Source organism: Pseudomonas sp. B21128 (genome assembly GCF_044218865.1).
Classification (GTDB): Bacteria; Pseudomonadota; Gammaproteobacteria; order Pseudomonadales; family Pseudomonadaceae; genus Aquipseudomonas; species Aquipseudomonas iridis.
Window position 1 is genome coordinate 2,488,223 of the sequence record NZ_CP162590.1, and the last position, 14,815, is coordinate 2,503,037.

At 58.8% G+C, this 14,815-nt stretch carries 18 protein-coding genes; 17 read left to right on the plus strand and 1 reads right to left on the minus strand.

Annotated features, from left to right (window positions below):
- Window positions 1–915: a protein translocase subunit SecF gene (gene secF / locus AB4P91_RS11130; protein ID WP_150592707.1), complete on the plus strand. Its 915-nt coding sequence runs from the start codon at window positions 1–3 to the stop codon at window positions 913–915.
- Window positions 916–1,036: 121 nt separating this feature from the next.
- A complete protein-coding gene (locus AB4P91_RS11135; RefSeq protein WP_150592708.1) occupies window positions 1,037–1,585 on the plus strand; it encodes a glycine zipper 2TM domain-containing protein in 549 nt (182 codons plus the stop codon).
- A 239-nt stretch (window positions 1,586–1,824) separates the two neighbouring features.
- Here AB4P91_RS11135 and suhB read toward each other — a convergent pair whose 3' ends face one another.
- The gene (suhB, locus tag AB4P91_RS11140) at window positions 1,825–2,643 is read right to left on the minus strand and encodes an inositol-phosphate phosphatase (RefSeq protein WP_008084666.1); all 819 of its coding nucleotides are present in this window, start codon (window positions 2,641–2,643) and stop codon (window positions 1,825–1,827) included.
- A 145-nt stretch (window positions 2,644–2,788) separates the two neighbouring features.
- Between suhB and trmJ the strand changes: the two genes are divergently transcribed.
- The 15 genes from trmJ to ispG all read left to right on the plus strand — a co-directional run bounded on the left by trmJ (window position 2,789) and on the right by ispG (window position 14,785).
- Window positions 2,789–3,559: a tRNA (cytosine(32)/uridine(32)-2'-O)-methyltransferase TrmJ gene (gene trmJ / locus AB4P91_RS11145; protein ID WP_008084663.1), complete on the plus strand. Its 771-nt coding sequence runs from the start codon at window positions 2,789–2,791 to the stop codon at window positions 3,557–3,559.
- 3 nt (window positions 3,560–3,562) lie between these two features.
- Window positions 3,563–4,339, plus strand: a complete 777-nt coding sequence (gene cysE / locus AB4P91_RS11150) for a serine O-acetyltransferase (protein WP_025109222.1) — start codon at window positions 3,563–3,565, stop codon at window positions 4,337–4,339.
- A gap of 235 nt (window positions 4,340–4,574) precedes the next feature.
- Window positions 4,575–5,066 (plus strand): Fe-S cluster assembly transcriptional regulator IscR, encoded by a 492-nt coding sequence (gene iscR, locus AB4P91_RS11155; RefSeq protein ID WP_150592710.1) that lies wholly within the window; start codon window positions 4,575–4,577, stop codon window positions 5,064–5,066.
- 47 nt (window positions 5,067–5,113) lie between these two features.
- Window positions 5,114–6,328, plus strand: coding sequence for an IscS subfamily cysteine desulfurase (locus AB4P91_RS11160; RefSeq protein WP_047303011.1), 1,215 nt, complete (start codon window positions 5,114–5,116; stop codon window positions 6,326–6,328).
- 100 nt (window positions 6,329–6,428) lie between these two features.
- On the plus strand, window positions 6,429–6,815 hold the full coding sequence (gene iscU / locus AB4P91_RS11165; RefSeq protein ID WP_042560931.1) for a Fe-S cluster assembly scaffold IscU: 387 nt from the start codon (window positions 6,429–6,431) through the stop codon (window positions 6,813–6,815).
- 34 nt (window positions 6,816–6,849) lie between these two features.
- Window positions 6,850–7,173, plus strand: coding sequence for an iron-sulfur cluster assembly protein IscA (iscA, locus tag AB4P91_RS11170; protein WP_003227904.1), 324 nt, complete (start codon window positions 6,850–6,852; stop codon window positions 7,171–7,173).
- Window positions 7,174–7,181: 8 nt separating this feature from the next.
- Window positions 7,182–7,703, plus strand: coding sequence for a co-chaperone HscB (gene hscB, locus AB4P91_RS11175; RefSeq protein ID WP_042560930.1), 522 nt, complete (start codon window positions 7,182–7,184; stop codon window positions 7,701–7,703).
- 51 nt (window positions 7,704–7,754) lie between these two features.
- Entirely contained in the window at window positions 7,755–9,620 is a 1,866-nt protein-coding gene (gene hscA / locus AB4P91_RS11180; protein WP_395604794.1) for a Fe-S protein assembly chaperone HscA, read from the plus strand.
- On the plus strand, window positions 9,620–9,961 hold the full coding sequence (gene fdx / locus AB4P91_RS11185) for an ISC system 2Fe-2S type ferredoxin (RefSeq protein ID WP_150592713.1): 342 nt from the start codon (window positions 9,620–9,622) through the stop codon (window positions 9,959–9,961). Before hscA ends, fdx begins: the two co-directional genes overlap by 1 nt.
- 14 nt (window positions 9,962–9,975) lie before the next feature.
- Window positions 9,976–10,176 (plus strand): Fe-S cluster assembly protein IscX, encoded by a 201-nt coding sequence (gene iscX / locus AB4P91_RS11190; RefSeq protein WP_150595771.1) that lies wholly within the window; start codon window positions 9,976–9,978, stop codon window positions 10,174–10,176.
- Between the two features lie 88 nt (window positions 10,177–10,264).
- Window positions 10,265–10,690 carry a nucleoside-diphosphate kinase gene (gene ndk / locus AB4P91_RS11195; RefSeq protein ID WP_042560926.1) on the plus strand — a complete coding sequence of 142 codons (426 nt, stop codon included), beginning with the start codon at window positions 10,265–10,267 and terminating at the stop codon, window positions 10,688–10,690.
- 28 nt (window positions 10,691–10,718) lie between these two features.
- A complete protein-coding gene (gene rlmN, locus AB4P91_RS11200; RefSeq protein ID WP_395604795.1) occupies window positions 10,719–11,867 on the plus strand; it encodes a 23S rRNA (adenine(2503)-C(2))-methyltransferase RlmN in 1,149 nt (382 codons plus the stop codon).
- Between the two features lie 12 nt (window positions 11,868–11,879).
- Window positions 11,880–12,638 (plus strand): type IV pilus biogenesis/stability protein PilW, encoded by a 759-nt coding sequence (gene pilW / locus AB4P91_RS11205; RefSeq protein WP_042560924.1) that lies wholly within the window; start codon window positions 11,880–11,882, stop codon window positions 12,636–12,638.
- Complete coding sequence (locus tag AB4P91_RS11210; RefSeq protein WP_395604796.1) at window positions 12,638–13,672, plus strand: RodZ domain-containing protein; 1,035 nt, start codon at window positions 12,638–12,640, stop codon at window positions 13,670–13,672. The genes pilW and AB4P91_RS11210 overlap by 1 nt, the downstream gene beginning before the upstream one ends.
- A gap of 3 nt (window positions 13,673–13,675) precedes the next feature.
- The gene (ispG, locus tag AB4P91_RS11215; RefSeq protein ID WP_150592716.1) at window positions 13,676–14,785 is read left to right on the plus strand and encodes a flavodoxin-dependent (E)-4-hydroxy-3-methylbut-2-enyl-diphosphate synthase; all 1,110 of its coding nucleotides are present in this window, start codon (window positions 13,676–13,678) and stop codon (window positions 14,783–14,785) included.
- Window positions 14,786–14,815 lie beyond the last annotated feature (30 nt).

Below are 14,815 nucleotides of genomic sequence, written 5' to 3' on the forward strand. Positions count from 1 at the left end.
ATGTTACGTACAATCAACTTCATGGGCGTTCGCAACTTCGCGTTCGGCGTCACAGTATTCCTCACCCTGCTGGCTCTGTTCAGTGTCGCTACAAAGGGCATGAACTGGGGTCTGGACTTCACCGGCGGTACGCTCATCGAGCTGACCTACGAGCGTCCGGCCGATGTCACCAAGGTGCGCGAGCAGCTGGTGAGTTCGGGTTACCACGAAGCCGTCGTGCAGAGCTTTGGTGCGACGACCGATCTGCTGGTGCGGATGCCGGGTGAAGACCCGCAGCTGGGCCATCAGGTCGCGGAAGCGCTGCTGAAGGTTGGCGGCGACAACCCGGCGATGGTCAAGCGTGTCGAGTTCGTCGGCCCGCAGGTCGGTGAAGAGCTGCGCGACCAGGGTGGCCTCGGCATGCTGCTGGCGCTCGGCGGCATCCTGATCTACCTGGCTTTTCGCTTTCAGTGGAAATTCGCGGTCGGCGCTATCGTTTCGCTGATCCACGACGTGATCGTGACCATCGGTATCCTGTCGTTCTTCCAGATCACTTTCGATCTGACGGTACTGGCAGCGGTGCTGGCGATCATCGGTTACTCGCTGAACGACACCATTGTGGTATTCGACCGGGTTCGTGAGAACTTCCGTGTACTGCGCAAGGCAACGCTGATCGAGAACATCAACATCTCGACCACCCAGACCCTGCTGCGCACCATGGCGACGTCGATCTCTACCTTGCTGGCGATCGCGGCACTGCTGTTCTTTGGAGGCGACAACCTGTTCGGCTTCTCGATTGCCCTGTTCATCGGTGTTCTGGCGGGTACGTACTCGTCGATCTACATCGCTAACGTGGTGCTGATCTGGCTAAACCTGACGACCGAAGACCTGATTCCACCGGCTAACACCGAGAAGGAAATCGACGACCGTCCATAAGCGGCCATCGTTTTTCCGGTTATCAGCCAAAAAAGGCGCGAGTTGAACTCGCGCCTTTTTTTATGCTCCAAGGCTGGGAGAAGCGCGGGCCCGTCCCGCATGTGATGGTCAGGAGGTTCATGTGAACAAGTCGTTGCTGGTTGGTGCGGTATTGGGTGCTGTCGGTGTGACTGCCGGGGGTGCTGTTGCCACCTACAGCCTGGTTAAAAGCGGCCCTGAGTATGCGCAAGTATTAGCCGTTGAACCGGTCAAAACACAGATCAAGACGCCACGTGAAGTGTGCAAGGACGTAGCAGTGACCCGGCAGGCGCCGGTCAAGGATCAACACCAGATTCTCGGTACCGCCATCGGTGCCGTAGCGGGTGGTTTGCTGGGTAACCAGATCGGCGGCGGCAACGGCAAGAAGATTGCCACAGTCGCTGGTGCGGTCGGTGGCGGTTATGCCGGTAACAAGGTTCAGGAAGGTATGCAGGGTCGTGACACCTACACCACGACACAGACTCGCTGTAACACCGTAAACGACATCAGTGACAAGGTTGTCGGTTACGACGTGCGTTACTCGCTCGATGGCAAGGAAGGTAAAGTGCGCATGGATCGTGATCCGGGCAACCAGATTCCGGTCGACAAGGAAGGCAAGCTGGTCCTGTCGCAGAATGAGCCGGCTCAGTAAAGATCGACTGTTTTAAAAGGAAGCACCCTTCGGGGTGCTTTTTTGTGCCCGAAATTTTAGCTGTGCCACATATCACTGTGGGAGCGAGCTTGCTCGCGAAAGCGGTGTGTCAGACCGCATCAACGTCAAATGTTCAGCCGGATTCGCGAGCAAGCTCGCTCCCACAGTGTTGAGTGCTGAGTTGAATTTCAGGCATAAAAAAAGCACCCCGAAGGGTGCTTTTTCATTTCGCCGGGAGCTTAGCGCTTCAGCGAAGCCGGCAGGTGCGGCTGGATCGCCGTCAGTACTGCCTTGAAGCATTTGGTGTTGCCGGCAACGATGTGGCCTTTTTCGAGGAAGTCGTGACCGCCGGTGAAGTCGCTCACCAGGCCGCCAGCTTCTTGAATCAGCAGGGCGCCTGCAGCCATGTCCCACTCGGACAGGCCCGACTCCCAGAATGCATCGAAACGACCGGCAGCCACATACGCCAGGTCGAGGCTCGCGGAGCCAGCACGGCGGATGCCGGCAGTCTGGCCAACCAGGGCGCGGAACATGCCCAGGTAGTTCTCAAGGTTGTCCATCTGGTCGTCACGGAACGGGAAGCCCGTGCCCAGCAGAGCGCCGTCAAGGCTGGTGCGACCGCTGACGCGCAGGCGGCGACCGTTCAGTTGAGCGCCGCGACCACGGCTGGCGGTGAATTCTTCCTGGCGAACCGGGTCCAGAACAACAGCGTGTTCCAGGCGACCGCGGTATTTGCAGGCGATGCTGACAGCGAAGTGAGGAATGCCACGCAGGAAGTTGGTGGTGCCGTCCAGCGGATCAATGATCCACAGGTATTCTTCGCCTTCGATGCCGGTACCGGCGTGCATGCCGGTCTCTTCGCCACGGATCGAGTGGTTCGGGTAAGCCTTGCGCAGCGCGTCGATGATTTTCTGCTCGGCGGCGCGGTCCACCTCGGATACATAATCCTTGGCGTCTTTTTCGTCGACCTTGATGGTATCCAGGCGCTCGATGGAGCGGAAGATCAGTTCACTGGCGCTGCGGGCGGCGCGCAGCGCGATATTCAGCATGGGCTGCATGGATGTGTCACCTAAGGTTGTTAAAGAAAGCCGCGCATTCTATCAGAACTTTTCTTCAGGTGAAGGTCGCTGTTCGCTTTCATAGCTTAACGGTAGGCTGTTCTGTAAGATTTGCACCCCTTTCCTGTGTCCGAGAGCGCCTCCCTTGCTGCAGAACATTCGTGTCGTCCTGGTCAATACCAGCCACCCCGGCAACATCGGCGGGGCCGCGCGCGCCATGAAAAACATGGGTCTGTCGCGCTTGGTGCTGGTCGAGCCGCGCCTGTTTCCGCACCACGAGGCCGATGCTCGCGCCTCCGGTGCCGGTGACATCCTTGAAAATGCCCAAGTCGTCGCCACTCTTGAAGATGCCTTGGTCGGTTGCAATCTGGTGCTTGGCACCAGTGCTCGTGACCGCCGTATCCCCTGGCCGCTGCTGGATCCGCGCGAATGCGGAACCAAAGTGGTTGAGGAGGCCGGGCAGGGCGCGGAAATCGCGTTAGTGTTCGGTCGTGAAGATTCCGGCCTGACCAATGACGAGCTGCAGCGATGTCACTTTCACGTGCATATTCCTTCCGATCCGGAGTTCAGTTCGCTGAATCTCGGGGCGGCGGTGCAGGTGTTGAGCTATGAAGTGCGTATGGCTTGGCTGGCGGCACAAGGTCAGCCGAGCAAGATCGAGAAAGAAGAAGTGGCCTCGGTGAAAAGCGCCGAGCTGGCGACCATGGATGAGCTGGAGCGATTCTATGAGCATCTGGAGCAGACGCTGGTCGCTATCGAATTCCTCGATCCGGAAAAACCGCGGCACTTGATGGCGCGCCTGCGCCGGTTGTACGGACGCAGCTCGGTCAGCCGGGCGGAAATGAATATATTGCGTGGCATCCTCACGGAAACCCAGAAAGCGGCCCGTGGTGAGCTTCTAAAGCGGAAGGACTGAATGATGTTTGAGCGTTTGCGTGAAGATATCCAGAGCGTATTCCATCGAGACCCGGCGGCGCGTAACGCTTTTGAAGTCCTGACCTGCTACCCCGGCATGCACGCCATCTGGATTCATCGATTGGCGGGCATGCTCTGGCGCAACGAGCTGAAATGGCTGGCGCGGCTGGTGTCGAACTTCGGTCGCTGGTTGACCGGGATCGAAATTCATCCGGGGGCCAAGGTCGGTCGGCGTTTTTTCATCGATCACGGCATGGGCATCGTCATCGGTGAAACTGCCGAGATTGGTGATGACGTGACCATTTACCAGGGCGTGACCCTGGGTGGCACGAGCTGGAACAAGGGCAAGCGTCACCCGACACTGGGCGACGGCGTTGTCGTGGGCGCTGGCGCCAAGGTGCTCGGTCCGTTCACGGTCGGTGCCGGTGCCAAGGTCGGCTCCAACGCGGTGGTGACCAAAGAAGTGCCGCCGGGCGCCACCGTCGTGGGCATTCCTGGTCGAATCATCGTCAAATCCGATGAGGAGCAGGACGCCAAGCGCAAGGCCATGGCCGAGAAGATCGGTTTCGATGCCTATGGCGTCAGCGAGGACATGCCCGACCCGGTGGCGCGCGCCATCGGTCAGTTGCTCGACCACCTGCAAGCGGTGGACGGGCGGCTGGAGGGGATGTGCGGCGCATTGAAGGATCTGGGCAGTAATTACTGTGCGAAAGATCTGCCTGAGCTGCGCGAAGAAGACTTCGCCTGCGTGAAGGGCAAGGATCAGAGTCAAGCCAGCTAAAAGCGGTGCTGCCTTCGCGAACAAGCTCGCTCCCACATTGCATGCATTTCCCTGTGGGAGCGGGCTTGCTCGCGAAGAACGATCACGCGGTACTGCTGGCTGTACGCCGCCTGCCTTTGCTATGATGCGCGCGCTCTTTCGCGGGTAAACCCGACTAAAGCACTAGGTCTTATAGTTGACTTAAATACTCGGGAATTGCATACTCGCCCCATTCTGAACTCCGTGGTAATTGTCCATGCGACTGACTACAAAAGGCCGATACGCCGTGACCGCCATGCTTGACCTGGCGTTGCACGCGCAGCACGGGCCGGTGTCCCTGGCCGATATCTCCGAGCGCCAAGGCATTTCCCTGTCCTATCTCGAACAGCTTTTTGCCAAGCTGCGCCGCAGTAACCTGGTTTCCAGTGTTCGCGGTCCGGGTGGTGGCTACCAGTTGTCCCGCGACATGCAGGGCATTCAGGTCGCCCAGGTGATCGACGCGGTGAACGAGTCGGTCGATGCCACCAAGTGCGGGGGGCAGGGTGATTGCCATTCCGGCGACACTTGCCTGACACATCATCTGTGGTGCGATCTGAGCCTGCAGATTCACGAATTTCTAAGTGGTATCAGCTTGGCTGATCTTGTGACTCGCCGTGAGGTGCAAGAAGTAGCCCAGCGTCAGGACCAGCGCCGTTGCAACAGCAAGGCGCCACGCCTGGACAAGATTGAAGCGTCCGCCGTCGAATGACAGCCGTAGAGCCAGCGGCACGCCAGCCCTGATTTAGGAGATAGTCCATGAAATTGCCGATTTACCTTGATTACTCTGCGACCACCCCGGTCGATCCGCGCGTTGCGCAAAAAATGAGTGAATGCCTGCTGGTCGACGGAAACTTCGGTAACCCGGCGTCCCGTTCCCACGTGTTCGGCTGGAAAGCTGAAGAGTCCGTCGAAAACGCTCGTCGTCAGGTGGCCGATCTGGTCAACGCCGACCCGCGTGAAATCGTCTGGACCTCCGGCGCCACCGAGTCCAACAACCTGGCGATCAAAGGTGCGGCACATTTCTACGCCTCCAAGGGCAAACACCTGATCACCACCAAGATTGAGCACAAGGCTGTCCTCGACACCATGCGCCAACTGGAGCGTGAAGGTTTCGAAGTGACCTACCTCGAGCCGCAGACCGATGGTCTGGTGACTCCGGCAATGATCGAAGCCGCGCTGCGTGAAGACACCATTCTTGTGTCGGCGATGCATGTGAACAACGAAATCGGCACCATCAACGACATCGAAGCCATCGGCGAAATGCTTCGCGCCAAAGGCATCCTGTTCCACGTTGACGCTGCTCAGTCCACCGGCAAGGTCGACATCGACCTGTCGAAACTGAAAGTCGACATGATGTCGTTTTCTGCGCACAAGACCTACGGCCCTAAAGGCATCGGCGCGCTGTACGTGAGCCGCAAGCCGCGTGTGCGCATCGAAGCGACCATGCACGGCGGCGGTCACGAGCGCGGCATGCGTTCCGGTACTCTGGCGACCCACCAGATCGTCGGCATGGGCGAAGCGTTCCGTGTGGCCAAGGAAGACATGGCTGCTGAAAACGTGCGCATCAAAGCCTTGAGCGACCGTTTCTACAAGCAGGTCGAGCATCTGGAAGAGCTGTACGTCAACGGCAGCCTGACTGCCCGCGTTCCGCACAACCTGAACCTGAGCTTCAACTACGTTGAGGGCGAGTCGCTGATCATGGCGCTCAAGGATCTGGCGGTTTCGTCCGGTTCGGCGTGCACCTCGGCATCGCTTGAGCCTTCGTACGTACTGCGCGCCCTGGGCCGCAACGACGAACTGGCACACAGCTCGATCCGCTTCACCTTCGGCCGTTTCACCACCGAAGAAGAAATCGACTACGCCGCGCAGAAAGTCTGCGAGGCCGTTACCAAGCTGCGCACTTTGTCGCCGCTGTGGGACATGTACAAAGACGGCGTCGATATCTCGAAAATCGAGTGGGCGGCACACTAAATATAGAAGCCGCCGGATACAGATCCTGTAGCGACGCGGCGACTGACGCAGCGCAGCTACAGGGCCTCAAGAGCGGCCCTGATGAGTGAGGATTAGAACCATGGCTTACAGCGAAAAGGTCATCGACCACTACGAAAACCCGCGTAACGTCGGCAAGATGAATGCCGAAGACCCGGATGTCGGCACTGGCATGGTTGGCGCACCAGCGTGCGGCGATGTGATGCGTCTGCAAATCAAGGTCAACGATCAGGGCATCATCGAAGATGCCAAGTTCAAGACCTACGGCTGCGGTTCGGCAATCGCTTCCAGCTCCCTCGCTACCGAGTGGATGAAGGGCAAGACCCTGGACGAAGCGGAAACCATCAAGAACACCCAGCTGGCTGAAGAACTGGCCCTGCCGCCAGTGAAAATTCACTGCTCGGTACTCGCTGAAGACGCTATCAAAGCGGCTGTTCGCGATTACAAGCAGAAGAAAGGCTTGATCTGACTTTCAGGATTTGGCGACGAGTAAGGAGTCACCGATGGCTATCAGCATGACAGAAGCGGCTGCTCGACACGTGCGGCGCTCCCTCGACGGGCGCGGCAAAGGTGAAGGGATTCGTCTGGGTGTTCGCACCACAGGTTGTTCCGGCCTTGCCTACGTGCTGGAGTTTGTCGACGAGGTGGTTGCAGAGGATCAGGTGTTCGAGAGTCACGGCGAAAAAGTGATTATCGACCCAAAAAGCCTGGCCTACCTGGACGGCACCGAGCTCGATTTCGTCAAGGAAGGGTTGAACGAAGGCTTCAAGTTCAACAACCCCAACGTACGCGGTGAGTGTGGCTGCGGCGAAAGCTTCAACATCTGAGGCTTGTCGTGGGTACTCCTTGTCATTTCGCTTTATTCGAGCTGCAACCGAGCTTCCGTCTGGATCTCGAGCAGTTGGCCACGCGCTACCGTGAGTTGGCGCGTGGTGTTCATCCTGACCGCTTTGCCGATGCTTCCGAGCGCGAGCAGCGGTTGGCGCTTGAGCAATCTGCTGGCCTCAACGAGGCTTATCAGGTACTCAAGAGCCCGCCCCAGCGTGCGCGCTACCTGCTGAAGGTCAGTGGGCATGAAGTGCCAATGGAAGTCACGGTCCATGATCCCGAGTTTCTTTTGCAGCAGATGCAATGGCGCGAAGAGCTCGAAGACCTCCAGGACAGTGCTGACCTTGACGGCGTCGCGGTATTCAAGCGTCGCTTGAAAGTGGCCCAGGAAGAACTCAACGAAAGTTTTGCAGCCTGTTGGGATGATGCAGCGCAACGTGATCAGGCCGAACGCCTGATGCGGCGCATGCAGTTCCTCGACAAGCTGACCTACGAAGTGCGCCAGTTAGAAGAGCGCCTCGACGATTAACCCAGTGCCGCTCCGGTCGCACGCCTGATATACAGATAAGTCCTGATCACGATGGCCCTACTGCAGATCGCCGAACCCGGCCAAAGTCCTCAACCGCACCAGCGTCGTCTGGCTGTGGGGATCGACTTGGGCACTACCAATTCGCTGGTCGCTGCGTTGCGCAGTGGTCTTTCCGAGCCGCTGGCCGACGCAAGCGGGCAGGTCATCCTGCCGTCTGCCGTGCGTTACCACGCCAATCACGTCGAAGTCGGCGAGTCGGCCAAACTGGCTGCCGCTTCCGATCCTTTGAACACTGTGCTGTCGGTCAAGCGCTTGATGGGTCGTGGTCTGTCCGACGTCAAGCAATTGGGCGAGCAACTGCCGTACCGCTTTGTCGGCGGCGAATCGCACATGCCGTTCATCGATACCGTGCAGGGCCCGAAAAGCCCGGTCGAAGTCTCCGCTGAAATCCTTAAAGTGTTGCGCCAGCGTGCTGAAGCGACCTTGGGCGGCGAACTGGTTGGCGCGGTGATCACCGTTCCGGCGTATTTCGACGATGCTCAGCGCCAAGCCACCAAAGATGCGGCCCAATTGGCCGGTCTGAACGTGCTGCGCCTGCTCAATGAGCCTACGGCGGCCGCTGTGGCTTACGGTCTGGATCAACACGCCGAAGGCCTGGTCGCGATCTATGACCTGGGCGGCGGCACTTTCGATATATCGATTCTGCGTCTGACTGGCGGTGTGTTTGAAGTTCTGGCCACTGGCGGCGACAGCGCGCTGGGCGGCGATGATTTCGATCATGCGATTGCCAGCTGGATCATCGAGAGCGCGGGCCTGTCCGCCGATCTCGATCCTGGCGCGCAACGTAATCTGCTGCAAACCGCTTGCGCGGCCAAGGAAGCCCTGACCGATGCGGCCAGTGTTGAAGTTGTCTACGGCGACTGGAAAGCACCGCTGACCCGCGAAGCCTTCGGTGCGCTGATCGAACCGATGGTCTCGCGTAGCCTGAAAGCCTGCCGCCGCGCTGTTCGTGATTCCGGCATCGAGCTCGAAGACGTGCATGCCGTGGTCATGGTCGGCGGTTCGACTCGCGTCCCGCGCGTTCGCGAAGCGGTTGCCGAAGCCTTTGGTCGTGAGCCGTTGACCGAAATCGACCCGGATCAAGTGGTGGCCATCGGTGCTGCGATCCAGGCTGATACGTTGGCTGGCAACAAGCGCGATGGCGGCGAACTGCTGCTGCTCGACGTGATTCCGCTGTCCCTGGGGCTGGAAACCATGGGCGGCCTGATGGAGAAGGTGATTCCGCGCAACACCACCATCCCCGTCGCCCGTGCTCAGGACTTCACTACTTATAAAGATGGCCAGTCGGCCATGGCGATTCACGTGCTGCAAGGCGAGCGTGAGTTGATCAGTGACTGCCGCTCGCTGGCGCGTTTTGAATTGCGTGGCATTCCAGCGATGGTCGCGGGTGCGGCGAAGATTCGTGTGACCTTCCAGGTCGACGCTGACGGTCTGCTCAGTGTTTCCGCCCGCGAACTCGGTTCGGGCGTTGAGGCGAGCATTCAGGTCAAACCGTCCTACGGTCTGACCGATGGCGAAATCGCCAAGATGCTCAAGGACTCGTTCCAGCACGCCAATGACGACAAGGTCGCTCGCGTTCTGCGTGAACAGCAGGTCGATGCCCAGCGTCTGATCGAAGCCGTGCAGGGTGCTCTTGAGGTGGATGGCGAGCGTTTGCTCGACGCCGAAGAGCGCATGGTCATCGACCTGCAGTTGCAGGAGCTGGCCGAACTGATGAAAGGTACCGATGGTTACGCCATCGAGCAGCAGACCAAGCGTCTGTCGCAAGTAACCGATGCTTTTGCTGCCCGCCGTATGGATTTGACGGTGAAAGCCGCTCTGTCGGGGCGCAATCTGAATGAAATCGAGGATATCTGATGCCGCAGGTCATTTTTCTGCCCCACGACAAGTTCTGCCCTGAGGGTATGGTGGTCGACGCTGCGCCCGGCACATCGATTCTCGAACTGGCCCACGAACACCACATCGAGATGGAAAGTGCTTGCGGCGGCGTCTGCGCCTGCACCACATGTCACTGCATCATTCGCGAGGGTTTCGACTCGATGGAAGAGGCGGACGAGCTGGAAGAAGACTTCCTTGATCGTGCCTGGGGTCTGGAAGCGCAATCGCGACTGGCCTGTCAGGCTATCGTGGGTGAAGAAGACATCACCGTCGAGATTCCGAAATATTCGCTTAACCATGCGGCCGAAGCGCCGCACTGACTGGTAAGACTGTCATGAGCTACGGTTGGAATGATGTTCAACGTATTGCAGAAGAGCTGGCCGAGACCCACCCCGGTATCGATCCGTATTCTGTAGGTTTCGTCCGTCTGCAGCAGATGATCATGAATCTGCCTGACTTTGATGACACCTCTGGTCGCGTTGGCGAGAAAGTGCTGGAAGCGGTTCAGACGCTCTGGGCCGAAGAATTGGACTGATCGTCCTCGCAGGTTAGGCAATACCCAAGAACCCGCGTATAATTCGCGGGTTTAATTTTTCACAAATTACCGTTTCTGGAGTTACACCATGGCTGTTCAACGCACTTTCTCCATCATCAAGCCTGACGCTGTTGCAAAAAACGTCATCGGCGAAATCACCACTCGTTTCGAAAAAGCCGGCCTGCGCGTTGTAGCTTCGAAACTGAAGCAACTGTCCAAAGCTGAAGCTGAAGGCTTCTACGCTGAGCACAGCGCTCGTGGTTTCTTCGGCGACCTGGTTTCCTTCATGATCTCCGGTCCTGTTGTTGTTCAGGTTCTGGAAGGCGAAAACGCTATCGCTCTGAACCGTGAGCTGATGGGCGCTACCAACCCTAAAGAAGCTGCTGCCGGTACCATCCGCGCTGATTTCGCTGATTCCATCGACGCCAACGCTGTTCACGGTTCGGACTCCGAAGCCGCAGCTGCTCGTGAAATCTCGTACTTCTTCGCAGCTACTGAAGTAACCACTCGCTAAGCATTGGCTTAAGAGTGAAGGTGAATCCATGACTACATCGACTGTTAAAACCAACCTGCTGGGTCTGACCCAGCCGGAAATGGAAAAATTCTTCGACTCAATCGGGGAGAAGCGTTTCCGTGCCGGTCAGGTAATGAAATGGATTCACCACTTTGGCGTCGATGATTTCGACGCCATGACGAACGTCAGCAAGGCCTTGCGCGACAAGCTCAAGGCAATTGCCGAGGTCCGTGGTCCCGAAGTTGTCAGCGAGGACATCTCCACCGACGGCACCCGTAAGTGGGTGGTGCGCGTGGCGTCCGGCAGCTGCGTCGAGACCGTGTACATTCCCCAGGGCAAACGCGGCACCTTGTGCGTTTCGTCCCAGGCAGGCTGTGCCCTGGACTGCAGTTTCTGCTCCACCGGCAAGCAAGGCTTCAATAGCAACCTCACCGCCGCCGAAGTCATCGGTCAGGTGTGGATTGCCAACAAATCTTTCGGCAGCGTCCCGGCGACCGTCGACCGTGCCATCACCAACGTGGTGATGATGGGCATGGGTGAGCCGCTGCTGAACTTCGACAACGTCGTCGCCGCCATGCATCTGATGATGGATGACCTCGGCTACGGGATCTCCAAGCGCCGCGTGACCCTGTCCACGTCGGGTGTGGTGCCGATGATCGATGAGCTGTCCAAGCACATCGACGTATCCCTGGCGTTGTCCCTGCATGCACCGAATGACGCATTGCGTAACCAATTGGTGCCGATCAACAAGAAATATCCGCTTAAGATGCTGCTCGAGTCGTGCCAGCGCTACATGTCGTCCCTGGGCGAGAAGCGCGTGCTGACCATCGAGTACACCTTGCTCAAAGACATCAACGACAAAGTCGAACATGCCATTGAGATGGTCGAGTTGCTGAAAGACATTCCATGCAAGATCAACCTGATTCCGTTCAACCCGTTCCCGCACTCTGGGTACGAGCGGCCTAGCAACAACGCTATCCGCCGGTTCCAGGATCAACTGCATCAGGCAGGCTTCAACGTCACTGTGCGCACCACCCGTGGTGAAGACATCGACGCGGCTTGTGGACAATTGGTAGGACAGGTGCTGGATCGCACCCGTCGCAGCGAACGTTACATTGCCGTGCGGGAATTGAACGCCGACGGCGATCTGGCGCAGAACGCCGCGAATACAAACTAAGAGAGGATCTCTATGTCCCTGCGCTTTGCGCTGCTGTTGCTGTTGGCCAGCCTGAGTGCTGGCTGTGTCCTGTCGGGTGACTACAACCCGATGAAGACCAGCAAGGGCCGCGATGAAGCGCGAGCCGCTTATGTGCAGTTGGGGCTGGGGTATTTGCAGCAGGGCATGACCGAGCGCGCCAAGGTGCCGCTGAAAAAGGCCCTGGACCTGGACAGCTCTGACCCGGACGCCAATGCTGCGCTCGGTCTGGTGTTCCAGGCCGAGATGGAGCCTGCACTTGCTGACGAACACTTTCGCAAGGCCTTGTCTTCACGTCCCGCCGATGCCCGCACCCTCAACAACTACGGCAGTTTTCTCTACGAAGAACAGCGTTACAAGGAAGCCTACGAGCGTTTTGAACAGGCCGCCGCCGATACCCTGTATCCTGAGCGCTCGCGCGTGTTCGAGAGCCTCGGCATGACGGCGGCGAAGCTCGGCCAGCGTGATCTGGCACAGCAGCAACTGGAAAAAGCCCTGCGGTTGAATCGTCAACAACCGCGCGCATTGCTGGAAATGGCTGAGTTGTCCTTCGAAGACAGGCATTATGTGCCCGCACGTGACTATTACGACCGTTTCAGCCTGCTAACCGAACAAAATGCACGTAGTCTATTGCTCGGCGTTCGGCTGGCGAAAGTGTTTGAAGATCGCGACAAGGCCGCCAGTTATGGCCTGCAATTAAAACGACTCTATCCCGGTACGCCGGAATATCAGCAATACCTGTCGGAGCAATGATGAAAGCGGCGCATCCCGAAGTTGTAGCAGCGAATCGCGTTAACCCCGGTGAGACCTTGCGCCAGGCCCGCGAAAGCAATGGCTGGTCGCTGGCCGAAGTGGCCCTCAAGCTCAACCTCACCGTGACTTCCCTGAGCAATCTTGAAGCCGGCGCTTTCGACAAGCTGCCGGGGCACACCTTCGCTCGCGGCTATATTCGCGCCTATGCCAAGTTGCTCGGCATGGACCAGACCGTTCTGGTTCAGCAATTTGACCAGTCCACCGGCACCGATTCCCAGGGCAGCAACGTGCATGCGCTGGGTCGTATCGAAGAGCCGGTGCGGGTTTCCCACACCATTTTGCGCATCGTCAGCCTGCTGTTGCTGATCGCGGTCATCGGCGGCGGTTTCGTCTGGTGGCAGGATCAGACTTCGCAGCGCACCAAAGACTTGACCAGCCTCGCTCCTGAGCACGTCGAAGTCGAAGGCGCCGACGGCACCACGCAGATTCACCCGATTGACGAGCCGGAAGACCAGGCCGTTGCCGAAGGTCAGGCCGAGGGCGCGACTGCTTTGGCGTTGCCGCAATCGGAAACCTCCGCCGAATCTACCGGCGCCGAGCCTGCTGCTCCGGCCACGGCTCCAGCAGCACCGGCCGCGACGCCAACTGCACCGGTTCAAACGCCGGCTCCGGTTGTCGCTGCACCGGCCACGCCGACAGCGAATGTACCGGCTACTCCTGCGCCGACCGTTGCCGCTCCGGCGGTTCCTGCGACGCCAGCGCCAACCGCGCAAGCGGCTGCGCCAGTTGCGGGTGAAGGTCAGGTTTCTGTGCAATTCGTTGCTGACTGCTGGACTCAAGTCACCGATGGCACCGGCAAGGTTCTGTTCAGTGGTCTCAAGCGTAAAGGCGATAGCCTGTCTGTTGCCGGCAAGCCTCCATTTGCCGTACGCCTGGGCTATGCCCGTGGCGCACAGGTCAGCTACAACGGCCAGTCGGTCGATACCGCTCCGTTCACCAGTGGCGAGACTGCTCGCCTGAAGTTGGGTCAATAAGTCATGCACGGCGAATCTCCAATCAAACGTCGCGTTTCGCGCAAGATCTGGGTCGGCAACGTACCGGTAGGCGGCGATGCGCCTATCGCTGTGCAGAGCATGACCAACAGTGACACCAATGACGTAGCCGCCACCGTTGCGCAAATCAATCGTCTGGAAGCGGCCGGCGTCGACATCGTTCGCGTTTCGGTGCCCGACATGGACGCCGCCGAGGCATTCGGCAAGATCAAGCAATTGGTCAAGGTGCCGCTGGTTGCCGACATTCACTTCGACTACAAGATCGCTTTGCGCGTAGCGGAACTGGGTGTGGACTGCCTGCGTATCAACCCGGGCAACATCGGTCGCGAAGATCGCGTGCGTGCAGTGGTTGATGCCGCTCGTGACCGCGGTATCCCGATTCGCATCGGCGTCAACGCCGGCTCGCTGGAAAAAGACCTGCAAAAGAAATACGGCGAGCCAACTCCGGCAGCGCTGGTCGAATCGGCGCTGCGCCACGTTGAGCACCTCGAACGCCTGAATTTCCAGGACTTCAAAGTCAGTGTGAAGGCCTCCGACGTGTTCATGGCCGTCGAAGCCTACCGCTTGCTCGCGAAAGAAATTGTCCAGCCGCTGCACCTGGGCATCACCGAAGCGGGTGGATTGCGCTCTGGCACGGTGAAATCCGCCGTGGGCCTAGGTATGCTGCTCGCCGAGGGGATTGGCGATACTATCCGCATCTCGCTGGCGGCCGACCCGGTCGAGGAAGTGAAGGTCGGTTACGACATTCTCAAGTCTTTGCATTTGCGTTCCCGTGGCATCAACTTCATCGCCTGCCCGAGCTGCTCGCGGCAGAACTTCGATGTGGTCAAGACCATGAACGAGCTGGAAGGGCGCCTTGAAGACCTGCTGGTGCCGCTGGATGTCGCGGTGATCGGGTGTGTGGTCAACGGCCCCGGCGAAGCCAAGGAAGCCCACATCGGCTTGACCGGCGGCACGCCAAACCTGATTTACATCGACGGCAAGCCGGCGCAGAAACTGACGAATGACAATCTGGTGGATCATCTGGAAAAGCTGATCCGCCAGAAAGCGGCCGAAAAGGTCGAAGCTGACGCAGCGGTTATCGCGCGCGGCTGAGCCTACAGAGCCGAACGAATTTAAGGATTT